Source organism: Glycomyces sp. NPDC048151 (genome assembly GCF_043202775.1).
In the GTDB taxonomy this organism is placed as follows: Bacteria; Actinomycetota; Actinomycetes; order Mycobacteriales; family Micromonosporaceae; genus Glycomyces.
In genome coordinates this window covers 258,813-282,288 of sequence record NZ_JBIDBB010000004.1, presented here as the reverse complement: position 1 = coordinate 282,288, position 23,476 = coordinate 258,813, and the positions used below count along the sequence as shown (strand labels likewise).

Here is a 23,476-nt window from a genome sequence, read left to right as displayed (position 1 = left end):
GGCGAGCATGCGCATCCTGCTGTGCGAGGACGACCGCGACCTGGGTCCGGTCCTCGCGCTGGGCCTGCGCGGCGAGGCGTACGCCGTGGACCTCGCGACCACGTGCGCCGAGGCCGAGGAACTCTTGTGCGCCAACGACTTCGACGTGGCCTGCCTCGACCTGGGCCTGCCGGACGGCGACGGCCTCGCGCTGCTGCGGCGGCTCGGGGCCGACCCGGCGCTGCGCCGCCCCCGCCGCGTCCTCGTGCTCACCGCCCGCGACGCCGTCGAGGACCGCGTCGCCGGGCTCGACGCGGGCGCGGACGACTACCTGGTGAAACCCTTCAGCTTCGCGGAGCTCGCGGCCCGGCTGCGCGCGCTCGCCCGCCGCACCGACACCGCCGACGCGGTCCTGGACGTGGGCGGCCTGCGGCTCGACACCGCCGCGCACCGGGCCTGGCGCGGCGGGACCGAACTCGACCTCACCCCGCGCGAGTTCTCGATGCTGCGGTACCTCATGCACCACCCCGGCCGGACGGTCAGCGCCGAGGAACTGCTCGAGCACGTCTGGGACGCCAACGCCGACCCGTTCACCGCGTCGGTGCGGGTGATCCTCAGCCGCTTGCGGCGCAAGCTGGGCGAGCCCGGCCCGATATCGACGGTGACCGGTGTCGGCTACGTCCTGCGGGAGCTGCCGTGACCGGCGTCCTGCGGTCGCTGCGCGCCCGGCTCGCGCTCACCGGGACCCTCGCGATCTACCTGCCGGTGGTGCTCGTGTTCGCGGTGACCTCGATCGACGAGCACGAGGTCACCGAGACCGCGCCCGACGGCACGACGCGCCTCGTCTCGGCCACAGGGATCGACCCGACGGGGTGGGCGTGGGCCACCGTGGTCGCGCTCCTGCCGGTCACCGTCGCGCTCGCGTGGTGGTGGTCGGGCCGGGCGGTGCGCCCGTTCGCGCGCGTCCGCGAGGCGGCCGAGGCGATCGAGGCTGCTGATCTGAGCCTGCGCGTGGGCGGGGCGCAGGGGACGACCGAGGCGATCGGGCTCGCGGCCGCGTTCGACGCGATGCTCGACCGCCTGGAGCGGTCCGCGCAGGTGCAGCGGCGGCTGATCGAGGAGACCAGCCACGAGCTGCGGACCCCCTTGGCGGTCTTGATCACCGGCGCCGAGGTGCTGCTGCGCCACCCGGACCCGGACCTCGCGCTGTACCGGGAGGGCTTGGTGCGCAGCCGGAACGCGGCCGAGCGGATGCGCGACGCCGTGGGCGAGCTGCTGGTGGACGCGCGCGGGCGGGCCCGCGCGATCGACCGGCGGCCCGCCGACGTCACCGCGCTGGTGCGCGAGGTCTTCGCCGAGAGCGAGGCCTTCGCCGCGTCGAGGTCGGTCCGGCTGGAGCTGCGCGGCGGGGCCGCCGAGGCCCCGGTCGACGGCCCGAGCGTCCACCGCGCGATCGCGAACCTCGTGCACAACGCCGTGAAGCACGCCCCGGAGGGCACTGCGGTGGCGGTCGCGGTCGAGCGAGAAGCGGCGGCCGTCGCGGTCACCGTGACCGACCTGGGCCCGGGCGTCCCTGCGGCCGAACGCGACCGGGTCTTCGAGCGGTTCTGGCGGGGCGACCTCGCGCCCGGGACGGGCCTGGGGCTGCCGATCGCCCGCCAGATCGCCGAGGCCCACGGCGGCGCGGTCGAGCTCCTGGCGTCAGAGCGGGGCTGCCGGTTCCGGCTGACCCTGCCCGTCCCGGGCGGGTGAGGTCACGGCCCGCCGTTGTCCTTGCGCTCCTGCTCCATCTTGTCGTCGAGCTTGCGGCCCCGGTTGATCTCGGTCGTCGCGTACTTGAGGACCTTCTGCGTGTCGATCGGGTTGCCCCAGTTGTTCTTCAGCGGGTTGAACGACTTGGTGAACGTGTCCATCGCGGTGTTGCGCATGTTCTGCGCGCCGTTCATGGCCATGCGCCCGCCGCCCATGAAGCCCTGCGAGCCGCCCTTGAGGAGCTGGTCCTTGGTGGCGTCCATGGCCTTCTTCAGGCCCTGCGACTGGGCGCCGAACTGGCGGAACGAGCCGACGTACCGCCCGAACCTCGACATGAGCTGCCCGATCCTGCCGATCATGTTCGCGAAGACCGTGACGCCCTTGGAGACGATCCGGGTGATCGCGGCCGCGAGGGTTGCGCCGAACGTGAACCCGGCCGAGGCGAGCGCGGCGAGTCCCAGCATGATGGCCTCGGCCAGGAAGTTGGTGATGAGCTCGAGGATGATCGTGCGCAGGACGGCCACGGCGACACCGGCGACGTTGACGCCGTTCGCGGTGGTCGCGGCCGATTCGGCGCAGGACCGCAGGACCTGCTCGAACCCGGCGGCGGCGGTCCGGTAGGCGTCGGCGTCCGCCCCGTCCCAGTCCTCGACGCTCTTGAGCTCCGCGGCCCACTCGTCGGCGGCGGTGCTCATCTCCATGGCGATGTTGTTCCAGGTGAGGGCCAGGCCCTCGATCGCCTGCGGGTTCCCGGCGAGCCAGTCGAAGGGTTCGCGGATGAACGAGACGTGCTCGATGAGCCAGCCGAGCCCGGCCTGCAGCAGGTGCTTGAACGGGTTGGACACGAACGAGAGGACGTCGATCGCGGCGACCGCGGTGTTGGCCGCGGCGTCCAGGTAGTCGAACTTCTCGGCGGTGAACACCGCGCTGTAGGCGGTGGCGGTCTTGGAGAGGCTGTTGACCACCTTGGTGCCCTGGAGGGCCGAGGTCGCGGTGGGGCCTTCGATGAGGGGGTTCGTCATGGGGTGTGCCCGTCCAGTTGCCTGCCGAGTTCGTCGAAGAGGGCCGCGACCTCCTGGTCAGCGGCCAGGTGCTGGATCGCGGTGTCGTTGACCGCCAGCGCGAAGCCGAGGCCGAGGTCGTCGGCGGAGGTGAGGGCCGCGCCGGCGTCGTCGAGGAACAGGTCGAGGACGGGCGGGACGACCTGGGCGAAGACGATGCCGTACGCGTCGGTGTCGCCCAGGCGCACGGTGTTGGCCGCGTCGGCGGCGGTCTTGACCTTCGCCATGGGGCCGTTGGCGAGTCGGGAGGCGTGGTCGCGCAGCGCCTGCGGGTCGACTTTGACCATCAGTCCTCGTCCTTCTTGGGTGCGGTGAAGGACTGGAGGAGGCCCATGGCCTCGGAGTCGCCGCCGAGGAGGCCGGTCATGATCGCGGCGGTCTTCTGGCCGGACTCCTCGACGGCGCGCCGGTAGGTGTCCAGGACGAGGTCGGCGAGTCCGGTGCCGGACATGTGCTTGGCCTCGTTGGAGAAGCGGAGGCCGGTGAGGCTGCCGCCCGCGTTGACGGTGACCGTGACGGCGCGGTCGTCGCTGGCGAGCGTCGTCTCCGATGCCGCCAGCGCCTCCTCGGCGCGGCCCGCCTGCTCCTGCATCGCGGTCACGCGCTGCTCCAGGTCCTGCATGATCTCTTCGGGGGTGCGCATCGTGTTCCTTCGCCGTCGCTGAGCCTGGTGGTGCGGATGTCAAGCTAGCCAACGGGAATGAACCAGTGGTGTCCGAATACTGAACGGGGCGCGGCGCTCAGGCCGCAGTGCGGAGCGCCGCGAGGAGTTCGCGGCCGGTGAAGTCGCGGCGGCCGCCGTCCTCGGCGGCGTGCACGAGCGCGGTGAGGCGAGCGTTGACGGGCGCATCGAGGCCGTGTTCAGCTGCGAGGGCGGCGATCTCGCCGTTGAGGTAGTCCACTTCGGTGGCCCGCCCGGCCGCCAGGTCGTCCTGTGTAGAGGACCGGGCGAGCGGGTCCATGGCGAGCATCTTCGCGGCGGCGCGGGTGAACAGCGCGTCGGGCAGGCCGAGGAGGACGGGCAGGAGGCGCGGGTCGAGCCCGGCGGTCTTGGCGGGGGCGATCCCGGCGGCCTTGTAGGCGGCGAGGGCCTCGCGCTGGGCGAGGGCGAGGCAGCGGCGGTAGTCCCGCTGGGAGAGTTCGGCTTTCAGCGGCAGGCCGGAGAGGGCGTTGACGGCGTTGTTGAGGTTGAGCAGGAGCTTCGCGGCCTGGACGCCGGTGAGGTCGGCCTCGCGGGCGAGCGGGAGCCCGGCGCGGGCGAACCGCGGCGCGAAGGCGTCGAGCACGGGGTGGTCCTGGACGCCGAGGTCCCCGTCGGTGCCCTGGTGGAAGCGGCCCTCGCCGGTGTGGACGACGTTGAACGCGCACATGCCCGCGAGCACGGCTGCCCCGGGCAGTCGCTCGCGCAGCACCGCGGCGTTCCGCAGTCCGTTCTGGAGGCTCACGACGACCGCGCCCGGATCGAGGTGCGGCGCGAGCGCTTCGGCCGCTTCGGCGGTGGCCGCGGACTTGACGGTGACGAGCACGAGCCGGGCTCCGGCGGCGGCCTCGGGAGCGGTCTCGTACCTGGGCGCTGGGACGTGGAGTCCGGCGCCGTGCAGGTCGGTGAGGGTGAGCCCGTGCGCGGCGGTCTCGTCGGCGAACCGCCGCCGCCCGACGAACACGACCTCCGCGCCCGCCGCCGCGAGCCTGCCGCCGACGTAGCAGCCGATGCTTCCGGCGCCGTATACGCAGATCATCCTCAGATGCTAGACCGCCCGCATCCGGCCGAATCGTTTCGGGATCGACACCGGTCGTTCAATATGGGGTCATGGGATGACCCCCCTGGCCAGGTGCAATACTCCTCACATATCCGCTCAATCCCTCGGCGCAGAAACTGGAGCACCACATGTCAGTCAACCGCAGAACCCTCCTCGGAGCATCGGCCGCCGCGGGGGCGGCCGCTGCCGTCGCGGCCGCCTCGCCCGCCGAGGCCAAGCCGGCCAAGCGCTACGCCTTCACCGTCATGGGCACCACCGACCTCCACGGCAACGTCTTCAACTGGGACTACTTCGCGAACAAGGAGTACACCGACACCGCGGGCAACACCCGCGGCATCGCCCGCATCGCCACCCTCGTCGAGCAGGTCCGCAAAGAGAAGGGCCGCAAGAACACCATCCTCATCGACTCCGGCGACACCATCCAGGGCACGCCCCTCGCCTACTACTACGCCCGCGTCGACCCCATCGCCGCCGAAGCCGGACCCGTCCACCCCATGGCCCAGTCCATGAACGAGATCGGCTACGACGCCGCCGCCCTCGGCAACCACGAGTTCAACTACGGCCTCGACACCCTCCGCAAATTCGAGTCCCAGCTCGAGTTCCCGCTCCTGGGCGCCAACACCGTCGACGTCAAGACCGGCCAGCCCGCCTTCCCGCCCTACCACATGGTGCGCCTGCGCACCGGCTGCGGCAAGGACGTCAAGGTCGCCATCCTCGGCCTCTGCACCCCCGGCGTCACCATCTGGGACAAGGCCTACGTCGAAGGCGTCCTGGAGTTCCCGAGCCTGGAGTCCGAGGCCGCCCACTGGGTGCCCAAGCTCAAGGCCATGGGCGCCGACGTCGTCGTCATCTCCGCCCACTCCGGCACCTCCGGCAAGTCCGCCTACGACACCTCCACCGGGCTCGGCGTCGAGAACGCCTCCGCGCTCGTCGCCCAGCAGGTCAGCGGCATCGACGCGATCCTCGTCGGCCACGCCCACGTCGAGATCGAGGAACTGCGCGTCGCCGACCCCGACGGCCACGAGGTCGTCCTCTCCAACCCCCTCTGCTACGGCCAGCGCCTCACCCTGTTCGACTTCGAGCTCGTCCTGGAGAAGGGCAAGTGGAAGGTCGAATCCGTCAAGGCCTCCATCCTCAACTCCAACCAGGTCGAAGAGGACCCCCGCATCGCCGCGATCCTCACCGACGAGCACAACGAGGTCGTCGCCTACGTCAACCAGGTCGTCGGCCAGGCCACGATCGACCTCGACACCGCCCGCGCCCGCCTGGAGGACGCCCCGATCATCGACCTCATCACCAAGGTCCAGGAGGACACGGTGAAGACGGCGCTGGCGGGCACCGAGTACGCGGACCTGCCGGTGATCGCGCAGGCGTCGCCGTTCTCCCGGACCTCGCTGATCCCGTCGGGCGACGTGAAGATCCGCGACCTCTCCAGCCTGTACGTCTTCGACAACACGCTGGCCGCGAAGCTCATGACCGGCGCGCAGATCCGGGCGTACCTGGAGTACTCGGCCGAGTACTTCAAGCAGACCGCGCCGGGCGTCGAGGTCGTCGTGACGATCGATCCGGCGACCGGGACGAACACCGACAGCGTCTCGGGCGCGAACGGCCGCCCCGACTACAACTACGACTACGTCTCGGGCCTGACGTACGACATCGACATCGCCAAGCCCGTCGGCTCGCGCATCGCGAACCTCAAGTACCAGGGCGCGGACCTGGCCGACGACCAGCAGTTCGCGTTCGCGGTCAACAACTACCGGGCGAACGGCGGCGGGAACTTCCCGCACGTGGCCGCGGCCCAGGAGCTGTGGGCCGAGTCGATCGAGATCCGCACCCGCATCATCGAGTGGGTGACCGCCAAGGGCGCCCTCGACCCGGCCGAGTTCGCCTCGGCCGACTGGAAGCTGACCCGCGAGGGCACCCCGGTCTTCTAAAGGGCGCAGCTAAGGGACGCAAGCGAGAAGGCGGCGCCGGGCCCGGCGCCGCCTTCTTCCTGCGCTCATTCGATCTGGACGCGGTCGGTCGCCGGGTCGGGCCGCTCGCCGAGGAACTCGACCCAGGCGTGCCGCACGCAGGGGAAGACCACGGCGGCCTCGACGAGCTCCATGAACCCGGCGACGTTGTCGTCCAGGCGCTTGGCGAGCGGGTCGTCCAGGAGCTTCCCGTCGTCGCCGAACGCGGCGTGCGCGGACGCGAGCGAGAACATGTCGGGGTAGACGCGGGTCCCCAGGTGCTCCAAGGGGACGCGCAGCGCCCACAGGCCGCGGTTGCCGCCCGCCATGGACGGCGAGGCGGACATGATGAGCGCCTGCCGCTGGTGGAGCGGCTGCGGGCGCATCCGCGAGATCCAGTCGATCAGGTTCTTCACCGAGCCGGGCACGGAGGCGTTGTACTCGGGGCACGCGAGGATGAACGCGTCGTTGGCCTCCAGGCGGTCCTTGAACGCCACTGCGCCCGCCGGAATGCCTTCGGCCGCTTCGAGGTCGCCGTCGTAGACGGGGACGGGGAAGTCGGTGATGCGGGCCCGGTCGGCGGTGCCGCCGTTCGCCTCCACCGCCGCGGCGGCGAGCGCCGCGAGCCGGGCGTTGAACGAGCCCTGCCGTCCCGACCCGGTCATGACCAGGTACTTCATGGGCCTGATCTCGGCTGCCATCGGACGCCTCCTCTGCTGGTCCTCCCGCAGGTGTAGCGGATCGGCGAGGGCGGTGCGGCGCGATCGGGGAAACCCGACTGGGATTCTCGCTTCCGGCGCACCATGCGGGCATGGCAGTATTGCGGCATCACCTTGCCGCCCGGCTAGTAGTGACCGTCCCCGATGCCAGGAGCGCACATGGACTTCCGTGAAGAGGCCGCCGCGATCGCACCCGAGCTGATCGCGCTGCGCCGCGAGCTGCACAAGATCCCCGAGATCGGGCTGGACCTCCCGAAGACGCAGGCGGCCGTGCTCGCCGCGCTCGAGGGCCTGCCGCTGGAGATCACGCTCGGGCAGACCTCGACGTCCGTCACGGCGGTCCTGCGCGGCGGCAACCCCGGCCCGGTGGTGCTGCTGCGCGGCGACATGGACGCGCTGCCCGTCACCGAGGAGTCCGGTGTCGACTTCACGTCCGAGCACGTCGGCACCATGCACGCGTGCGGCCACGACATGCACACCGCGGGCCTCGTGGGCGCCGCGAAGCTGCTGAGCGCGCACCAGGCCGAGCTGCACGGCGACGTCGTCTTCATGTTCCAGCCGGGCGAGGAGGGCCAGGACGGCGCGGGCCACATGATCGCCGAGGGCGTGCTCGAGGCGGCCGGGCGCAAGGCCGACGCCGCCTACGGCCTGCACGTCATCTCGGACATGGTGCCGCGCGGGGTGTTCACCACGAAGCCGGGGCCGATGATGGCCGCTTCGTCGGGGCTGTTCGTGAACGTGGTCGGCAAGGGCGGGCATGGTTCGCGCCCGCACGCGACCCTCGACCCGATCCCGGTGGCGGCCGAGATCGTGACGGCGCTGCAGACGCTCGTGACCCGCCGGTTCTCGACGTTCGAGCCGATCGTGATCACCGTCGGCACCTTCCACGCCGGGACGAAGTACAACATCATCCCCGACAACGCCAAGTTCGAGGCGACGGTGCGGACCTTCTCGGAGGAGGCGCTCGCGCAGGTCGAGAAGGAGTCGGTGAAGCTCGCCGAGGACATCGCGGCCGCGCACGGGCTCACGGCCGAGGTGCGGTTCGACCGCGAGTACCCGGCGACGGTGAACCACGCCGACGAGGCCGCGTTCGTCGAGTCGACGGTGAAGGACCTGTTCGGCGAGGAGCGGTACACCGAGATGCCGTTCCCGGTGATGGGCTCGGAGGACTTCTCGCGCGTGCTGGAGAACGTGCCGGGCAGCTACATGTTCTACGGCGCGACCATCGCCGCGGACCCGAACGACGGCGCCTCCAACCACTCCCCCAGGGCCGCGTTCGACGACGCCGTCCTCGCGGACGGCTCGGCGCTGCTCGCTGAACTGGCCGTCAGGCGCATGGCCCGCGGCTAGCGTGAATACCTTGCCTTCCGTCGGATACGTTGCAGCCCAACATATCCGACGGAAGGTTTTCTGTTGCCGCGTCAGAGCCGCGACAGGGCGGCGACAGGTCGGAGCCGCAGTCTCATTGCGCGGCGGGAACACCCGCCGCATATCTACTCCACAAAGGAGCAACGCAATGCGACTTCGACGCGCCCTCATCGGCGCCCTCGCGGCCTTGATGGCCACCGTCGGGTTCACGGCCGTGGCCGAACCCGCCTTCGCGCAGCCGTCGCTGTGCGCCCAGAAGGGCTACCCCAGCGGCCGCACCGTCAACGCGGACAACGACAACAACGGCGGCGGCGCGTTCGTCACCGCCACGCTCTGCTGGGAGCCCGACGGCTTCGGCGTCTACAACACGTACGTCTCCTGGACCGTCACCGACACCGCCGCGAACGGCGCGGGCGCGACCATCCGCATGGAGTGGACCGACCCGCTCGGCGAGAAGCACTACGACGTGCCGCCGTCGAGCCAGCGCGCCTGGACGGCCTGGGACACCGCAACGGGCACGTGGAGCCGGATGAACATCGAGAACCTGTACATCCGCGCGTGCCTGACGAACACGAACAGCGAAGGCCACCACTGCGGGGCCAAGTGGTGACCGCCGGGATCCGCCGCGCGCTGACCGTCGCGCTCGCGGCATTGACTTCCGCGGTCGGTGCCGTGGCCGTCGCTGCACCGGCCCAGGCCGCGGTCCCGTACACGTGCAGCGTCTACGGGTACACGAACGGCCGGACCGTCATCGCCGACAACGAAGGCGTCGGCCAGGCCGGCGGCGCGCACGTCTACGCCGACATCTGCTGGGCGCCGCGCGGCGACGGGTACTACAACACCCTCGTCGTGTGGGACGTCCAGGACACCCTGGCCGACGGCTCCGGCGCGACGATCCGGATGGAGTGGACCGGCACCGACGGCGACGTCCACTACGACGTGCCCCCGGCGAACCAGCGCGCGTGGACGTACCTGTCCACCGCGGAGGGCAGCTGGCAGCGGAACAACATCAAGGGCCTGTACATCCGCGCGTGCCTGACGAACACGAACAGCGAAGGCCACCACTGCGGCACCAAGGCTTAGGCCGGAAAGGACAGGGCCGCCCGAACCCGTCGCCGGGCTCGGGCGGCCCCTCACTCCGCGATGCGGACGAGCTGCCCGATCTCCAGTGCGGCCCAGACCGATCCGTCGGGGGCGATCGCGATGCCGTGGGGCTCGCTCGCTTCGACCGGAAGGTCGCGGCCGGTGACGTTGCCGTCCTCGTCGACGTGGCCGATGCGGTTGCCGCCCCACTCGGTGAACCAGCAGCCGCCCGCGCCGTCGTCGGCGACGGCGTGGGGCTTCGCGCCAGGTGCGAGCGCGACGGCCCTGACCGCCCCGTCCTCGTCGATGTGCCCGATGCGGTCGCCCATGATGTCCGCGAACCACACGCCGCCCGCCCCGGCCGCGATGCCGACCGGCGCGACGCCTTCGAGGCCGAGCCGGAAGACCTTCGCGGTGCCGTCGGGCTCGATCCGGCCGACCGAGGCGGCGGCGTTGAGCGTGAACCACAGTCCGCCGCCCCCGGACGCGATCGCCGCGGGGAAGCCGCCTTCCTGCGGGATCGCGAACCGCGTCAGCTGCCCGCCCGGCCCGATCCGTCCGATGTGGTCGGTTCGGGTCTCGGTGAACCACACCGCGCCCGTGCCGTCGACGGCGATCCCGTACGGCTCGGCTCCCTCGGCCAGGCGCATCTCGCTGCGCTCCCCGTCCGCGCCGATGCGGCCGATCGCGTCGGCCTTGTACATGGTGAACCAGGCCGCGCCGTCGGGACCGGCCGCGACGACCGTGGGCTGCGACCCGGCCGGGAGGTCCCAGTAGTCCGGCGCCCCGCCGCCGGGGCCGATGCGCCCGACGCGGTCGCCTTCGGCGACGGTGAACCAGGCGGTCCCGTCCGCTGCGAACGCGATCCCGTACGCGCCCTTGTCGACTGCCACAGATTCCATTGAGTGATCCCCTCCCGCGCTTTTACTCCGTACACTGTACAACATTAGTGGACATGAAAAAAGCGGCCGGCGGGACACCCCTTGCGTCCCGCCGACCGCCGCGGAGGCCGGTTCCCTCGTGCCGCGCTAGGCGGCGCCGGCCAGGGCGAAGATCAGGCTCGCACCGGCGAAGCCCATGAGGCCGATCGTGGTCTCCATGACGGTCCAGGTCTTCAGCGTGGTCTTGACGTCCATGTTCAGGAAGCGCCCGACGAGCCAGAACCCGGAGTCGTTGACGTGGCTGATCATGACCGACCCGGCGGACATCGCCAGCACGATCGCGGCCAGCTCGACCGCGTTGTAGCCGTTCCCGGCCACGATCGGCTGCACCAGGCCCGCCGCCGTCGTCAGCGCCACCGTCGCCGAGCCCTGCGCGACGCGCAGCGCGGTCGCGATGAGGAACGCCGCCACGATCACCGGCAGGCCGATGTCCGACAGCGCGCCCGAGAGCGCGTCGCCGATGCCGCTGGCGCGCAGCACCCCGCCGAACATGCCGCCCGCGCCGGTGATCAGGATGATCGCGCAGACCGGGGCGAGGGCCTTGTCGAGCAGGTCCTCGACCCAGGCGCGGGTGCGCCCGCGCCGCTGGCCGAGCACGTAGGACGCCACGAACACGGTGACGAGCAGCGCGATCGGCGTCGAGCCGAGCGCCCGCGCCACGTTGAACCACGTCGCTTCGGAGTCGACCCAGCCTGCCGAACCGGCGGTGTTGAGGCCGGTGTCGAAGAAGATCATCACCAGCGGCAGGAGCAGCAGCAGGATCACCGTGCTCGCCCGCGGCGGGTTCTTGACGTCGTCGGCCTGCGGGCCGCCCGAGAGCACGTCCGGCACCGGCAGCTCGATGCGCTTGCCGACCCACAGGCCGTACAGGTAGCTCGTGACGTACCAGGTGGGGATCGCGACCAGGAGGCCGAGCGCGACGACGAGGCCGACGTCGGCGCCGAGCAGCGTGCTCGCCGCGACCGGGCCCGGGTGCGGCGGCACGTAGATGTGCATCACGGAAAACGCGCCCGCCGCAGGCAAGGCGTACTTCAGGACGCCGCCTCCCAGGCGCCGCGCCACCGCGAAGATGATGGGCAGCATGACGACGAGCCCGGCGTCGAAGAAGATCGGGAACCCGAAGATCAGGGAGGCCACGCCCAGCGCGAGCGGGGCGCGCTTCTCGCCGAACCGCGAGATGAGCATGTCCGTCAGCGCCTTCGCGCCGCCGGAGACCTCGACGAGGCGTCCGAGCATCGCGCCCAGGCCCACGAGCAGGGCGACGCTCGCGAGGGTCGCCCCGAAGCCGCTGGTGAGCGTCGGGATGAGGTACTCGGCCGGGATGCCCGTGGCGAACGCGGTGAGCGCCGAGACGGTGACCAGCGCGAGGAACGCGTGCACGCGCAGCCAGATGATGAGCACCAGCAGGAGCGCGACGGCGCCTGCGGCGATCCCCAGGAGCGGGGCCGCTCCGAGGGTCTGAGTCCATTCCATTTCCATTGCGGGGTGAGCTCCTTTGCTGCACAGGGGGTCGATCGCGGGGTGGGCTCTCGGGGTGTCGGCGGGGTTTAGGGCTCGAAGCCGGCGAGGACGCGGTCGGCGATCTGCTCGGGGGTAGCGGTGACGTCGACGGTGATGCCGTCCTCGTTGTCGCCGAGCGGCTCGAGGTCGGCGAACTGGGAGTCGAGCAGGCTGGGCGGCATGAAATGCCCGCTGCGGTGGGAGAGCCGCTCGCCGATGACCTCGCGGGAGCCGCTGAGGTGGACGAAGCGGACGCGGGCGGTCGCGCCGCGCAGGAGGTCCCGGTAGGAGCGCTTGAGCGCCGAGCAGGTGACGACGCTCCCGCGGCCGGCCGCGTCGTGCTCGCTGATCCAGTCCCTGAGCGCCAGGAGCCAGGGCTCCCGGTCGGCGTCCGTGAGCGGCACGCCCGCGCTCATCTTGGCGATGTTCGCCTCAGGGTGGAACTCGTCGGCTTCGGCCATGGGCGCGCCGAGCCGGTCGGCCAGCAGCCGCGCGACGGTGCTCTTGCCCGAGCCCGAGACTCCCATGACCACCAGGCAGGTCGTCGTCACGGAACCCCTCCTCTTCGAAAGGTAATACTTAATGAGCGGAAAGGTAACATCATTTGAACCGCGATGCAACCGCGGACCGTATAGGATTCGGGCATGGGCGACAGGCACGGAGATACGGCACACCGGCACCACCGGCACGGAGCGGCGGCATGATCGAACGCCCCGCCCAGAACGGCACCGGCCTCCACGACCCCATCCTCGAGAAACTCGGGATGGAGATCGCCGCCGGCGAGCTGCCCGCCGGGCACGTCCTCACCCTCGACGGCATCCAGGAGCGCTTCGGCGTCTCCCGCACCGTCGCCCGCGAGACCATGCGCATCCTCGAGTCCATGGGCCTCGTCCAGTCCCGCCGCCGCGTCGGCATCACCGTCCGACCCATCGCCGACTGGAACGTCTTCGACCCCAAGGTCATCTGGTGGCGCCTCTCCGGCCCCGCCCGGCGCGCGCAGCTGCGCACCCTCACCGAGCTGCGCATCGCCGTCGAACCCCTCGCGGCGGGCGCCGCCGCGCGCGCCGCCACCGCCGCCCAGCGCGACCGCGTCGTCGAGCTCGCCGCCACGCTCCGCCGCCTCGGGGAGGCCGCCGAGCTCACCGAGTTCATGGAACGCGACGTCGAGTTCCACGCACTCCTGCTGCAGGCCAGCGGCAACGAGATGTTCGCGGCGCTCGCGGACGTCATCGCCGCGGTCCTGCGCGGCCGCACCCAGCTCGGGCTCATGCCGCACAAGCCGGTGCCCGAGGCGATGGACCTGCATGACGCCGTCGCCGCGGCCGTCGCGGCGGGCCGCTCCGCCGACGCCGAGGCCGCCATGCGGGCGCTCCTGGCCGAGGTCCGCACCGCGATGCTGCCGGGCTTAGTCCCGTCCCGCTCTCCTCCACGCCGCCCGCGGGCGGCGTGATCTCGGTCGTGCGCACCGCCACACTCGGCCGTGTGCAACTTGCAGTGGTACATCACGCGTCACATACCCAGAAAGGCATTCACGACACCCGCATAGCAAGCAGCAGAAGGAAACCACAGCGATCCCCTGTGGCACATGCGCCCCAGCCAGGTGCGCCGTCGGCGTCCGACCGGACCGTATTTGGGCCGCGACACGGCGTTTCGCCTGGTCTGACCAGTGAGGCACGGTCAGTAACCGCATAGCATGTGCCTCAACACCGCCACGGCCCACAAGGCCGCGACACCACCGCAGATCGGACCAGCCATGCCCGAGTTCGAACCAGTGCGACTCCCGCACTACGACGGCCAAGGCCCGCACTCGCTCCTGGCCGATGTCGCCGCCTGGACCGGCTCCGAGCCGATGCATCGCCTCCTCGCCCTCTTCGGGGGGAGGCTCCCGGGCACCGGCACCGCCGAAGACCTCGCGTACCTCGAGGCCTTCTCGGCCGACCACTGGGACTTCCGGGCCGGGCGCGAACGCCACGAGACCGCGCCCCAGCCGCTCGCCCCCGAGCACGAGCACGCCGCGATCCACGCCGCTCTCGCCCTGGGACTCGGCGCCCAGGCGCGGCCGCGCCTGAGCCACTACACGCAAGTGCTGGTCCTCGGCGGCCTCGTCGCCTCCTGCGTCTTCCGCACCCGCTTCGCCGCCGAGCTCCTCGACAGCGGCATCGGCGCCGACAACGTCACCGGCGTCGGCGGCTTCCGCCCCCTCGACGGCCCCGACCTCGAATCCGCGGCGCTGAGCGGCCTCGACTGCGGCGGGTACGAAGTGGACGCGATCGAAGCGAGCCTCAAGCGCGCCTTCAACATCGGCGGAGAGCCGCGCATCGACGAAGGCGGTGACCCGCAGCGCGACCCCGGCCGCTCCTGGAAGGTGGCGACCTACCAAGTTGGTCCCGTCACCGTCCGCGCCGTCGCCGCCCCCTCCTCGCAGCCGGGCCGCCGCCGCGCCGACACCGTGGACACGTGCCGCTTCTGGGCCGACCGCGTCGTCGACCTCGCCCCCGGCGACAGCGTCCTCGTCGTCACCTCCTCGCCCTACACGGCGTTCCAGCACTGCGACGCGATCACCCACATGGGACTCCCCTACGGCTGCACCATCGACACCGTCGGCGTCGACCCGGCGGAGCTCCCCGAGCCGCACTTCCGCAAGCGGCACACCGCGAGCGGCTACCTCCAGGAGGTCCGCTCGGCCATCCGCTCCATGTGCCGGCTCTACCACACCGCCTACGCCGCGGCCCAGACCCCGATGCGCCCCGTCGAGTCCGCGGCGGGCCGCCGTTTAACGCAGCGCCCGCGCCGCGTCAACCGCCGCCCGCACTGAGCGGGCGTCCGGTTCTCGACGAGGCCCCGATCGTGTCGCACCCCGTCCGTAAGGTTGCCTCGAACGCAGGGACGAGAGGAGACCGGATGGTCACGGGCACACTGATCGCGGAGAGCCTGCGGGTCGGAGCCGAGCTCGACTCGGTGCCGTTGCGCGTCAAACGGATCTGGCGCGCCGACGTCGGATCGCCCCCGGCCGGGCAGCCGAACGTGTGGACGCTCCTCTACTTCGAGGCCGACGACGACCGCGCCGAGCTGCTGGGCGAGTCCCTCGCGGCCGCCCTCGACGAGGGCCCCTGGTACGTCGACTTCACCACGGCCGACGAGACGTTCGTGGTCTTCGCCGGCAAGGTCTTCAGCTATCCGCGAGGCGACGAGGCGGGCCGCTCGGCCGCCGCCGGACACGCGGCCTCGATCGGCATCCCCGAGGACCAACTCGACTGGGCTCCTTAGCAAGCGTTGAGCGCGTGGCCACGGCGAGCGCGGATGGATTACATCCATGTCGATATATATTTACAAAAGAGCGGCGGAGCCGGTCCGCGCGGGTGCGGTTCCGGCTCCGCCGCAAGGGGAGCAGCGCAGTGCTCAGCCGCCGTTGGCGAGGAACCTCGTGTAGGCGGGGATGGTGAGGAACGTCGGGTACGACTCGCCCAGCGCGCACTCGGCGAAGACCGAGAGCGCGTCGTCGAAGCGGTCGCCGTCGAACCGCTCCAGGCGGGCGAACTCGTCCTTGAGCAGGCGCTCGACCCAGCCGCGCGTGACGACCTTCCCGTCGCCCGTGACGGCCTCGGCGTTGATCCACTGCCAGATCTGCGAGCGCGAGATCTCGGCGGTCGCGGCGTCCTCCATCAGGTTGTTGATGGCGGCCGCGCCGACCCCGCGCAGCCAGGACTCGATGTAGCGCACGCCGACCTCGAGGTTCTTGCGGATGCCGGCCTCGGTGATCTCGCCGGGCGTCGCGGCCACGTCGAGGAGGGCCGCGACGTTCGGCACGACGTCCTCGCGCTGCTTGTCGATCTGGTTCGGCAGGCCGCCGAGGGTCTCGTCGAAGACCGCCATGGCGACCGGGACGAGGTCGGGGTGGGCCACCCAGGAGCCGTCGAAGCCGTCGTCGGCCTCGCGGTTCTTGTCGGCCCGCACCTTCTCCAGCGCGATCGCGTTCGCCTCCGGGTCGCGGCGGGAGGGGATGAACGCGGCCATCCCGCCGATCGCGGAGGCGCTGCGCCGGTGGCAGGTGCGCACGAGCAGCTCGGTGTAGGCGCGCATGAACGGCGCGGTCATGGTCACCTGGTCGCGGTCGGGCAGCACGAAGCGGGGTCCCCGCTCGCGGAAGTTCTTGATGACCGAGAAGATGTAGTCCCAGCGTCCGGCGTTGAGCCCGGACGAGTGGTGCCGCAGTTCGTAGAGGATCTCCTCCATCTCGAACGCGGCGGTGATGGTCTCGATGAGCACGGTGGCGCGGATGGTCCCCTGCGGCAGGCCGAGGAGGTCCTGCGCCATGACGAACACGTCGTTCCACAGCCGGGCCTCGAGGTGCGACTCGATCTTCGGCAGGTAGAAGTACGGGCCGCGGCCGAGTTCGATGAGCCGGTGCGCGTTGTGGAAGAAGTAGAGCCCGAAGTCCACTAGGGACCCTGCGACGGGGACGCCGTCGACCCTGACGTGCAGCTCGGCGAGGTGCCAGCCGCGCGGGCGCACGATGATCGTGGGCAGGTCGGTGAGCGTCTCGCCCTTGAGGCGGTACTCCTTGCCCTGGGGGCTGGTGAAGTCGATGCGCCGCTCGATGGCGTCGCGCAGGTTCACCTGCGAGTCGACGACGTTGTGCCAGTTGGGCGTCGAGGAGTCCTCGAGGTCGGCCATCCAGCACTTCGCGCCCGAGTTGAGGGCGTTGATCGTCATCTTCCGGTCGCACGGGCCGGTGATCTCGACGCGCCGGTCCTCCAGGCCCGGGGCGAGGGTGGCGACGCTCCAGGAGAAGTCCTCGCGCACGTCCTCGGTCTCCTTGAGGAAGCCGGGGTCGGCGCCGTTGGCGATCCTGTTGCGGCGCTCCTGGCGCAGTTGCAGCAGCTCCTGCCTGCGGGGGGCGAAGGCCCGGTGGAGGGCGGCGACGAACGCCAGCGCCTCCGGGGTCAGGATCTCGTCCTGGCGGTCGACGGCGGGCCCGTTGACCGCGATCCCTGAGTCAGTGCGGGTCTCGGCTTGAGTAACCACGTGGTTCTCCTTGTGTGGCGGGTGGAGCCCGGAGTGCGGGCTCCACCCTCTCGGACAGGTCGCAGGGCAGCTAGTGGAATTGTCCCGCCTCGGTGGAGCCCGCGAGCGCGAGCGTCTCACTTTGCGGGTTGAGGGCGGCGGTCACCTTGTCGAAGTAGCCGGTGCCGACCTCCCTCTGGTGCTTGGTGGCGGTGTACCCGCGCTCCTCGGAGTCGAACTCGCGTTCCTGGAGTTCCACGTAGGCGGTCATGCCGTCGCGGGCGTAGCCGTGGGCGAGGTCGAACATGGAGTGGTTGAGGGCGTGGAAGCCCGCCAGCGTGATGAACTGGAAGGTGAAGCCCATGGAGCCGAGCTCGCGCTGGAACTTGGCGATCGTGTCGTCGTCCAGGTGGCGCTTCCAGTTGAAGGACGGCGAGCAGTTGTAGGCGAGCATCTGGTCGGGGTGCTCGGCCTTGACGGCTTCGGCGAACGTGCGGGCGGCCTCGAGGTCGGGCGTGCCGGTCTCCATCCAGAGCAGGTCCGCGTAGGGCGCGTAGGCGATGGCGCGGGCGATGCACGGTTCGATGCCGTTGCGCACGCGGTAGTAGCCCTCGGCGGTGCGGTCGCCGGTGAGGAACCGGTGGTCGCGTTCGTCCACGTCGGAGGTCAGCAGCGTGGCGGCCTCGGCGTCGGTGCGGGCGATGATGAGGGTCGGCGTGTTCTCCACGTCGGCGGCGAGCCGGGCGGCGTTGAGCGTCCTGAGGTGCTGGCTGGTGGGGATGAGCACCTTGCCGCCGAGGTGGCCGCACTTCTTCTCGGAGGCGAGCTGGTCCTCCCAGTGCACGGCCGCCGCGCCCGCGCCGATCATGGCCTTCATGAGCTCGAAGGCGTTGAGCGGGCCGCCGAAGCCGGCTTCGGCGTCGGCGACGATGGGCACGAGCCAGTCCTCGACGGACTGGACGCCTTCGGAGGCCTCGATCTGGTCGGCGCGCATGAGCGCGTTGTTGATGCGGCGCACGACCTGCGGGACCGAGTTGGCCGGGTAGAGCGACTGGTCGGGGTAGGTCTGCGCGGCGAGGTTGGCGTCGGCGGCGACCTGCCAGCCGGAGAGGTAGATGGCGTGGAGGCCGGCCTTGACCTGTTCGACGGCCTGGCCGCCGGTCATCGCGCCGAGCGCGTGGGTGTACCCGCCGGTGGCGGCGTCCTCGGTGAGCCGGGACCAGAGGCGCATCGCGCCGCGGCGGGCGAGGGTGTGCTCTTCGGTGACGCGGCCGCGCAGGCGGACGACGTCTTCGGGGGTGTAGTCGCGCACCGTGTTGGCCCAGCGCGGATCGGAGGCCCATTCGAGGGCCAGCCGTTCGGCGGCGAGGCTCGTGTCGTTCGCTTCGCGGTTGGTGTCGTTCATCGTCGGCTCCGAGTCTTCGGGGCCGCAGGCGCGGCCATTACTTGCAGGTAACAACAATCTTTCACTTGCCGCCACGCCTGAGTAGCGGTTCCGGGTGGAAAGATCGGCAGTTCTTCGCAATACTGGGGAAATGACGAACCTGCCCGCGAACGGCCCCGGCCCAGGCGCGACCGCCACCCAGAGCACGAACGGTGGCAGCGGTAACCCGCGCCCGGCCGCGCGCGCGAAGCACACCGGTGTCATTGCGAAGAACGGCGATTCCTCCGATCCGGGGGCCGCGCACCGCCCGTGGGGGGCGGCCGAGGCCGCCGAGCTGGCCGCCGACGACGCGACCGTGGACCTCATCAGCCTGGGCAAGCAGATCCGGCACCTGCGCAAGCAGCGCGACATGAGCCTGGACGACCTCGGCGCGGCCGTCGGCGCCGCCGCCTCGCAGCTCTCGCTCATCGAGAACGGCAAGAAGGAGCCGAAGCTGTCGATGCTGCGGGCCCTGGCCCGCGCGCTCGGCGTCTCCTCGGACGAGCTCCTCGGGGCCGAGCCGCCCAACCGCCGCATCGCGCTGGAGATCGCGCTCGAACGCGCCCAGCGCAGCGCCCAGTACCAGGCCCTCAACCTGCCGAACGTCAAGCCGTCCGGGCGCACGCCCACCGAGATCCTCGAAGCGCTCGTCGGCCTCCACCGGGAGGTCGAACGCCAGGCCAACCTGCACACCGCGACCCCCGAGGAGGCCCGGCGCGCGAACACCGAGCTGCGGCGGCGCATGCGCGACAAGGACAACTACTTCGGCGACATCGAGGCCGAGGCCCGCACCCTCCTCAACGGCGTCGACTACTCCGGCGGCCCGCTCTCGCAGCACCAGATCGCCGACCTCGCCGCGTACCTGCGGTTCACGCTCCACCACGTCGACGACCTGCCGCACTCGACCCGCTCGGTCACCGACCTCAAGCACCGCCGGATCTACCTGACGCAGGTCGGCACCGGCTCCCACGACCCGCGCACGGTGCTGCTGCAGGCGCTCGCGAGCCACGTCCTGCAGCACGACGTGCCGCGCACGTACCTGGAGTTCCTGGGCCAGCGCGTGGCCACGAACTACCTCGCCGCCGCCCTGCTCATCCCGGAGTCGAGCGCGGTGGCGTTCCTGCGCCAGAAGATGACGGGCAAGGAGATCGCCGTCGAGGACCTGCGGGACAACTTCGCCGTCTCCTACGAGGCCGCCGCGCACCGCTTCACGAATTTGGCAACGCACCACCTGGGCATACGCACCCATTTCCAGAAGGTCCACAAGTCCGGGATCATCTTCAAGGCCTACGAGAACGACGACGTGGCGTTCCCGGCGGACCCGACCGGCGCGATCGAGGGCCAGCCGATCTGCCGGTACTGGACGAGCCGCCAGGTCTTCGACGTGCCGGACAAGTTCAACGCGTTCAACCAGTACACGGACACCGCGACGGGCACCTACTGGTGCACCGCCCGCACCGAGCGCAGTGCCGACGGCCTGTTCTCCCTCTCCATCGGCGTGCCCTACGAGTCCGCGAAGTGGTTCCGCGGCAAGGAGACCAAGGCCCGCTCGGTGTCGAAGTGCCCGGACCCGGACTGCTGCCGCAATCCCCCGCGCGCCCTCGCCGACGCCTGGGCGGGCCAGGTCTGGCCCACCGCCCGCGCCGCCAGCTCCCAACTCGCCGCCATGCCCCTCGGCTCCTTCCCCGGCGTCGACGAGACCGAGGTCTACCAGTTCCTGGAACGCCACTCGAAGCGTTAGGAAAGGGTTTCCCGCCGATGGCAGACTGAGTGGCATGGCTTCCTCCCTCGAACGCGTCGCCCTGATCTCCGACATCCACGGCAACCTCACCGCGTTCCAGGCGGTGCTCGACGACATCGCCGCGCGCGGGATCACACGCATCCTCAACTTGGGGGACACGGTCGGGAAGGGTCCGCGGGGCTCCGCATGCGTCGACCTCTCCCGTGAGCGCTGCGAGGCGCACGTCCAAGGGAACTGGGAGGCGTCGCTGACCAACCCGCAGCAGATGGCGGGCTTCCCACTTGCCGAATGGTGGCGCGACGAGCTCCCCGAGGAGCAGCAGAAGTGGCTGCGGGACCTGCCGCTCTCCCACGACTTCCTCATGAGCGGCAAACGGATCCGCGTCTTCCACGCCTCACCGCAGAGCGTCTACAACCGCGTGTTCTTCGACCACGACGAAGCCCAGTTCCTGGCCATGTTCGCGAACACCGAGGCCACCGGCGACGGACCGGCCCCTGATGTCGTCGGCTACGGCGACATCCACGACCCGTACCTCGAAACCGACCGGGGCGGCCGGACCCTGTTCAACGTCGGCAGTGTCGGCAACTGCCTCGACGACCCGACCCCGGTCTACGTGATCGTCGAAGGCGTCCCCGACTCGACCGAGCCCGGGCCGTTCGCGATCCAGTTCGTTCGCGTCCCCTACGACCAGGAATCCGAAATCGATGCCGCCCACCGCTCCGGCATGCCCGAAGCCGATGTGTGGGAGGTCGAACTCCGCACCGGGGTCTACCGGGCCAACCAGAGGGAAGGCCGCCCGGCCGCCTACCACGGGCACCGGCACTGCGGATGAACGACGGCGGACATCCCGCCCATATATTGACTTTCTTCGATGATTGCGGTTACCTGAAGAAACCTGAAGACGGCAAGCGCCTTCAGGTTCTCGTACCGGCACCATCGAGAAAGCGACCCTCACATGACCACCGCACCTCCCCGTCCGAAGCGCCTGGCGCGCAAGGCGGTCCTCGCGCTCGCGGCGCTCACCGCAGCGGCGGCGGCAGCGGCCGCCGCGTTCGCCTGGACCGGCACCGCCGCCGCGCAGTCCGCCACGATCACCGTGGCCGTCAACGGGAACGACGCCAACCCCGGCACCGTCGCCGCCCCGCTCAAGACCATCCAGGCCGCCGTCAACAAGGCCGCCCCGGGCACCGTCATCCAGATCCGCGGCGGCACCTACGCGCCGAGCACCAACATCCAGGTCAACTCCAACGGCACCGCCGCCGCACCGATCACCATGCGCGCCTACGGCACGGAGAAGGTGGTCATCGACGGCGAGAACATGCCGTACACCCCCGGCGCCGTCGGCTCCTCCATCCCCCGCGCCGACCGCGGCGCCCTCCACGTCGAAGGCGACTACTGGCGCTTCGAGCACCTGGAGATCATCCACGGCCCGTACGCGATCTTCGCGCTCGACAGCAACGGCAACGTCTACGACCGCCTCATCACCCGCGACAACTACGAGTCCGGCCTCCACATCCAGGGCGCCTCCGCGAACAACCGGATCGTGAACCTCGACTCGTACGGCAACCGCGACCCCCGCAAGAACGGCGAGAGCGCCGACGGCCTCGCCATCAAGGAGGGCTCGGGCACCGGCAACACCGTCGTCGGGGCGCGCCTGTGGAACAACGCCGACGACGGCTTCGACGCGTGGGAGTTCCTCTCCCCCATCCGCATCGAGGACTCCGTCGCCTACGGCAACGGCTACAACCACTGGAACCTCCCGAACTACTCGGGCGACGGCAACGGCTTCAAACTCGGCGGCGGCGACCCCGACCCGGCCGCGAACCACGTCGTCGTGAACACCATGGCCTGGCGCAACTCCGCGCACGGCCTCACCGACAACGGCAACCCCGGCTCGCTCCAGATCAGCCGCTCCACCGCCTGGAAGAACGGCAAGACCGGCTTCGACTTCGACTCCTCGACCTCGAAACTCACCGCGAACCTCGCGGTCAACAACGCCACCCCGGTCGCACTCGGCTCCTCCACGGGCTCGGGCAACTCCTGGAACATCAAGTCGAGCTGGGTCGACGCCGACCTCGCCAACACCAGCACCTCGGTCATCACCGGGGCCCGCGCCGCCGACGGGTCGATCCCGTCCACGAACTTCCTCGTCCCCAAGAACTACCCGAACCTCGGCGCGACATTCGTCTGACCGGCGGGCCCTGCCGCATTCCGCGGCAGGGCCCACGCCCGCCCCGGTGCGATAATCACCCGATGACACCGACGTTCGTCCTCATCCACGGCTCCAACGCCAACTCCTTCACGTGGGCCCCGCTCCAGCGCGAGCTCGCCCTCCTGGGCCACCGCTCCCTTGCGGTCGACCTGCCGGGCCACGGGTTCGAGGCGGGCGTACCGTCCGCGTTCCAGACCCAGGACGCGGCGGAACTGGCGGAGGCGCCGTCGCACCTCGCGGGCGTCGGACTCCAGGCGAACGTCGACCACATGGTGGCGATCCTCAAGCGCGCCAAGCAGAACGGCCCGGTCATCGCCGTCGCCCACAGCCGCGGCGGCGTCACCCTCACCGCCGTCGCCAACCGCCACCCCGAGCTCCTCGACCGTCTCGTGTACGCCTCGGCCTGGTGCTGCGTCGAGCACACGCCGCGCGAATACGTCGCCCGGCCGGAGAACGCCGGCAGCGTCCTCGACCGGGTCATGGGCGTCTCCGCGGCGAACCCGGCCCGGCTCGGCGCGGTCAGGATGAACTGGCGGACCGCTGACCCTGCCCTCCTCGCGGCCCTGAAGGAGTCGATGCTCGCCGACGGCACCGACGACGAGTTCCGCGTCTTCCTCAGCACCCTCACCCCCGACGAGAGCCTCGACGCGGGCGGCCCTGAGGACCGCGCGGACGCCGCGACCTGGGGTCGCATCCCCCGCAGCTACATCCGGATCACCCAGGACACCTCGATCCCCGTCGAGCTGCAGGACCTCTTCATCAAGGAGGCCGACGCGCTCACCCCGGACAACACCTTCGACGTGCACACCCTCGACACCAGCCACGTCGGCTTCCTCGTCCGCCCCGAACGCGCCGCCGCGATCCTCGCCGCCATGGCCTGACACGGCCCCGTGGCACACCGCGTGCCAACTTCGGACCGGTTCGGCGGAGCAAAGGCCGCCGAACCGCTCTCGATTCCCAATAGGACACTCCAGCACCTGC

At 70.7% G+C, this 23,476-nt stretch carries 23 protein-coding genes; 13 read left to right on the top strand and 10 right to left on the bottom strand.

All coding sequences use genetic code 11. The annotated features are described in order from the left end of the window. Positions 1 to 7 precede the first annotated feature (7 nt). Both ACGGCP_RS11115 and ACGGCP_RS11110 read left to right on the top strand, forming a co-directional pair. A complete protein-coding gene (locus ACGGCP_RS11115; RefSeq protein ID WP_392964249.1) occupies positions 8 to 679 on the top strand; it encodes a winged helix-turn-helix domain-containing protein in 672 nt (223 codons plus the stop codon). After that, positions 676 to 1,731 (top strand): sensor histidine kinase, encoded by a 1,056-nt coding sequence (locus ACGGCP_RS11110; protein WP_392964247.1) that lies wholly within the window; start codon positions 676 to 678, stop codon positions 1,729 to 1,731. The genes ACGGCP_RS11115 and ACGGCP_RS11110 overlap by 4 nt, the downstream gene beginning before the upstream one ends. Before the next feature lie 2 nt (positions 1,732 to 1,733). Here ACGGCP_RS11110 and ACGGCP_RS11105 read toward each other — a convergent pair whose 3' ends face one another. The 4 genes from ACGGCP_RS11105 to ACGGCP_RS11090 all read right to left on the bottom strand — a co-directional run bounded on the left by ACGGCP_RS11105 (position 1,734) and on the right by ACGGCP_RS11090 (position 4,531). Continuing rightward, the gene (locus ACGGCP_RS11105; RefSeq protein ID WP_392964245.1) at positions 1,734 to 2,753 is read right to left on the bottom strand and encodes a hypothetical protein; all 1,020 of its coding nucleotides are present in this window, start codon (positions 2,751 to 2,753) and stop codon (positions 1,734 to 1,736) included. Further along, a complete protein-coding gene (locus tag ACGGCP_RS11100; protein ID WP_392964242.1) occupies positions 2,750 to 3,079 on the bottom strand; it encodes a hypothetical protein in 330 nt (109 codons plus the stop codon). The genes ACGGCP_RS11105 and ACGGCP_RS11100 overlap by 4 nt, the downstream gene beginning before the upstream one ends. After that, complete coding sequence (locus ACGGCP_RS11095; RefSeq protein WP_392964240.1) at positions 3,079 to 3,435, bottom strand: YbaB/EbfC family nucleoid-associated protein; 357 nt, start codon at positions 3,433 to 3,435, stop codon at positions 3,079 to 3,081. The genes ACGGCP_RS11100 and ACGGCP_RS11095 overlap by 1 nt, the downstream gene beginning before the upstream one ends. Positions 3,436 to 3,532: 97 nt before the next feature. Next, positions 3,533 to 4,531 (bottom strand): 2-dehydropantoate 2-reductase, encoded by a 999-nt coding sequence (locus ACGGCP_RS11090; protein WP_392964237.1) that lies wholly within the window; start codon positions 4,529 to 4,531, stop codon positions 3,533 to 3,535. 149 nt (positions 4,532 to 4,680) lie between these two features. Here ACGGCP_RS11090 and ACGGCP_RS11085 point away from each other — a divergent pair, with 149 nt between their 5' ends. Beyond that, entirely contained in the window at positions 4,681 to 6,486 is a 1,806-nt protein-coding gene (locus tag ACGGCP_RS11085) for a bifunctional metallophosphatase/5'-nucleotidase (protein WP_392964235.1), read from the top strand. A gap of 65 nt (positions 6,487 to 6,551) precedes the next feature. Here ACGGCP_RS11085 and ACGGCP_RS11080 read toward each other — a convergent pair whose 3' ends face one another. Then, complete coding sequence (locus tag ACGGCP_RS11080) at positions 6,552 to 7,205, bottom strand: NADPH-dependent FMN reductase (RefSeq protein WP_392964233.1); 654 nt, start codon at positions 7,203 to 7,205, stop codon at positions 6,552 to 6,554. Positions 7,206 to 7,382: 177 nt separating this feature from the next. On the opposite strand from ACGGCP_RS11080, the gene ACGGCP_RS11075 reads away from it, so the two are divergent. The 3 genes from ACGGCP_RS11075 to ACGGCP_RS11065 all read left to right on the top strand — a co-directional run bounded on the left by ACGGCP_RS11075 (position 7,383) and on the right by ACGGCP_RS11065 (position 9,674). Next, positions 7,383 to 8,573, top strand: a complete 1,191-nt coding sequence (locus ACGGCP_RS11075) for a M20 family metallopeptidase (protein ID WP_392964231.1) — start codon at positions 7,383 to 7,385, stop codon at positions 8,571 to 8,573. Positions 8,574 to 8,739: 166 nt separating this feature from the next. Beyond that, positions 8,740 to 9,201, top strand: a complete 462-nt coding sequence (locus ACGGCP_RS11070) for a hypothetical protein (protein ID WP_392964229.1) — start codon at positions 8,740 to 8,742, stop codon at positions 9,199 to 9,201. After that, positions 9,198 to 9,674 carry a hypothetical protein gene (locus tag ACGGCP_RS11065; protein WP_392964226.1) on the top strand — a complete coding sequence of 159 codons (477 nt, stop codon included), beginning with the start codon at positions 9,198 to 9,200 and terminating at the stop codon, positions 9,672 to 9,674. Before ACGGCP_RS11070 ends, ACGGCP_RS11065 begins: the two co-directional genes overlap by 4 nt. A 50-nt stretch (positions 9,675 to 9,724) precedes the next feature. Here ACGGCP_RS11065 and ACGGCP_RS11060 read toward each other — a convergent pair whose 3' ends face one another. From ACGGCP_RS11060 to ACGGCP_RS11050, 3 genes are all read right to left on the bottom strand, one after another. Then, positions 9,725 to 10,576 (bottom strand): virginiamycin B lyase, encoded by an 852-nt coding sequence (locus ACGGCP_RS11060; RefSeq protein WP_392964223.1) that lies wholly within the window; start codon positions 10,574 to 10,576, stop codon positions 9,725 to 9,727. Positions 10,577 to 10,702: 126 nt separating this feature from the next. Next, on the bottom strand, positions 10,703 to 12,088 hold the full coding sequence (locus tag ACGGCP_RS11055; RefSeq protein ID WP_392964221.1) for a GntP family permease: 1,386 nt from the start codon (positions 12,086 to 12,088) through the stop codon (positions 10,703 to 10,705). A 74-nt stretch (positions 12,089 to 12,162) separates the two neighbouring features. After that, positions 12,163 to 12,666 (bottom strand): gluconokinase, encoded by a 504-nt coding sequence (locus ACGGCP_RS11050; protein ID WP_392964219.1) that lies wholly within the window; start codon positions 12,664 to 12,666, stop codon positions 12,163 to 12,165. A 149-nt stretch (positions 12,667 to 12,815) separates the two neighbouring features. Between ACGGCP_RS11050 and ACGGCP_RS11045 the strand changes: the two genes are divergently transcribed. The 3 genes from ACGGCP_RS11045 to ACGGCP_RS11035 all read left to right on the top strand — a co-directional run bounded on the left by ACGGCP_RS11045 (position 12,816) and on the right by ACGGCP_RS11035 (position 15,382). Then, positions 12,816 to 13,565 carry a FadR/GntR family transcriptional regulator gene (locus ACGGCP_RS11045; RefSeq protein ID WP_392964217.1) on the top strand — a complete coding sequence of 250 codons (750 nt, stop codon included), beginning with the start codon at positions 12,816 to 12,818 and terminating at the stop codon, positions 13,563 to 13,565. A gap of 243 nt (positions 13,566 to 13,808) precedes the next feature. Next, positions 13,809 to 14,930, top strand: a complete 1,122-nt coding sequence (locus ACGGCP_RS11040; protein ID WP_392964214.1) for a hypothetical protein — start codon at positions 13,809 to 13,811, stop codon at positions 14,928 to 14,930. An 86-nt stretch (positions 14,931 to 15,016) separates the two neighbouring features. Then, entirely contained in the window at positions 15,017 to 15,382 is a 366-nt protein-coding gene (locus ACGGCP_RS11035) for a hypothetical protein (protein ID WP_392964212.1), read from the top strand. 132 nt (positions 15,383 to 15,514) lie between these two features. On the opposite strand, the gene aceB is transcribed toward ACGGCP_RS11035, so the two are convergent. Next, the gene (gene aceB, locus ACGGCP_RS11030) at positions 15,515 to 17,140 is read right to left on the bottom strand and encodes a malate synthase A (RefSeq protein ID WP_392964210.1); all 1,626 of its coding nucleotides are present in this window, start codon (positions 17,138 to 17,140) and stop codon (positions 15,515 to 15,517) included. A gap of 70 nt (positions 17,141 to 17,210) precedes the next feature. Then, positions 17,211 to 18,524, bottom strand: coding sequence for an isocitrate lyase (gene aceA, locus ACGGCP_RS11025; protein ID WP_392964207.1), 1,314 nt, complete (start codon positions 18,522 to 18,524; stop codon positions 17,211 to 17,213). 130 nt (positions 18,525 to 18,654) lie between these two features. Here aceA and ACGGCP_RS11020 point away from each other — a divergent pair, with 130 nt between their 5' ends. From ACGGCP_RS11020 to ACGGCP_RS11005, 4 genes are all read left to right on the top strand, one after another. Then, positions 18,655 to 20,283, top strand: a complete 1,629-nt coding sequence (locus tag ACGGCP_RS11020; protein ID WP_392964204.1) for a helix-turn-helix domain-containing protein — start codon at positions 18,655 to 18,657, stop codon at positions 20,281 to 20,283. A gap of 34 nt (positions 20,284 to 20,317) precedes the next feature. Beyond that, a complete protein-coding gene (locus ACGGCP_RS11015; RefSeq protein ID WP_392964201.1) occupies positions 20,318 to 21,115 on the top strand; it encodes a metallophosphoesterase family protein in 798 nt (265 codons plus the stop codon). Positions 21,116 to 21,238: 123 nt separating this feature from the next. Beyond that, complete coding sequence (locus ACGGCP_RS11010) at positions 21,239 to 22,474, top strand: DUF1565 domain-containing protein (RefSeq protein ID WP_392964198.1); 1,236 nt, start codon at positions 21,239 to 21,241, stop codon at positions 22,472 to 22,474. Between the two features lie 62 nt (positions 22,475 to 22,536). Further along, positions 22,537 to 23,376 (top strand): alpha/beta hydrolase, encoded by an 840-nt coding sequence (locus ACGGCP_RS11005; RefSeq protein WP_392964196.1) that lies wholly within the window; start codon positions 22,537 to 22,539, stop codon positions 23,374 to 23,376. The last annotated feature ends 100 nt before the right edge of the window (positions 23,377 to 23,476 follow it).

What these genes read in the sequence shown, in the direction of transcription:
- ACGGCP_RS11115 (WP_392964249.1), top strand. Translation starts at nt 8, where the DNA reads ATGCGCATCCTGCTGTGCGAGGACGACCGCGACCTGGGTCCGGTCCTC.
- ACGGCP_RS11105 (WP_392964245.1), bottom strand. Translation starts at nt 2,753, where the DNA reads ATGACGAACCCCCTCATCGAAGGCCCCACCGCGACCTCGGCCCTCCAG.
- ACGGCP_RS11100 (WP_392964242.1), bottom strand. Translation starts at nt 3,079, where the DNA reads ATGGTCAAAGTCGACCCGCAGGCGCTGCGCGACCACGCCTCCCGACTC.
- ACGGCP_RS11095 (WP_392964240.1), bottom strand. Translation starts at nt 3,435, where the DNA reads ATGCGCACCCCCGAAGAGATCATGCAGGACCTGGAGCAGCGCGTGACC.
- ACGGCP_RS11090 (WP_392964237.1), bottom strand. Translation starts at nt 4,531, where the DNA reads ATGATCTGCGTATACGGCGCCGGAAGCATCGGCTGCTACGTCGGCGGC.
- ACGGCP_RS11085 (WP_392964235.1), top strand. Translation starts at nt 4,681, where the DNA reads ATGTCAGTCAACCGCAGAACCCTCCTCGGAGCATCGGCCGCCGCGGGG.
- ACGGCP_RS11080 (WP_392964233.1), bottom strand. Translation starts at nt 7,205, where the DNA reads ATGGCAGCCGAGATCAGGCCCATGAAGTACCTGGTCATGACCGGGTCG.
- ACGGCP_RS11075 (WP_392964231.1), top strand. Translation starts at nt 7,383, where the DNA reads ATGGACTTCCGTGAAGAGGCCGCCGCGATCGCACCCGAGCTGATCGCG.
- ACGGCP_RS11070 (WP_392964229.1), top strand. Translation starts at nt 8,740, where the DNA reads ATGCGACTTCGACGCGCCCTCATCGGCGCCCTCGCGGCCTTGATGGCC.
- ACGGCP_RS11060 (WP_392964223.1), bottom strand. Translation starts at nt 10,576, where the DNA reads ATGGAATCTGTGGCAGTCGACAAGGGCGCGTACGGGATCGCGTTCGCA.
- ACGGCP_RS11055 (WP_392964221.1), bottom strand. Translation starts at nt 12,088, where the DNA reads ATGGAATGGACTCAGACCCTCGGAGCGGCCCCGCTCCTGGGGATCGCC.
- ACGGCP_RS11045 (WP_392964217.1), top strand. Translation starts at nt 12,816, where the DNA reads ATGATCGAACGCCCCGCCCAGAACGGCACCGGCCTCCACGACCCCATC.
- ACGGCP_RS11040 (WP_392964214.1), top strand. Translation starts at nt 13,809, where the DNA reads ATGTGCCTCAACACCGCCACGGCCCACAAGGCCGCGACACCACCGCAG.
- ACGGCP_RS11035 (WP_392964212.1), top strand. Translation starts at nt 15,017, where the DNA reads ATGGTCACGGGCACACTGATCGCGGAGAGCCTGCGGGTCGGAGCCGAG.
- aceA (WP_392964207.1), bottom strand. Translation starts at nt 18,524, where the DNA reads ATGAACGACACCAACCGCGAAGCGAACGACACGAGCCTCGCCGCCGAA.
- ACGGCP_RS11020 (WP_392964204.1), top strand. Translation starts at nt 18,655, where the DNA reads ATGACGAACCTGCCCGCGAACGGCCCCGGCCCAGGCGCGACCGCCACC.
- ACGGCP_RS11015 (WP_392964201.1), top strand. Translation starts at nt 20,318, where the DNA reads ATGGCTTCCTCCCTCGAACGCGTCGCCCTGATCTCCGACATCCACGGC.
- ACGGCP_RS11010 (WP_392964198.1), top strand. Translation starts at nt 21,239, where the DNA reads ATGACCACCGCACCTCCCCGTCCGAAGCGCCTGGCGCGCAAGGCGGTC.
- ACGGCP_RS11005 (WP_392964196.1), top strand. Translation starts at nt 22,537, where the DNA reads ATGACACCGACGTTCGTCCTCATCCACGGCTCCAACGCCAACTCCTTC.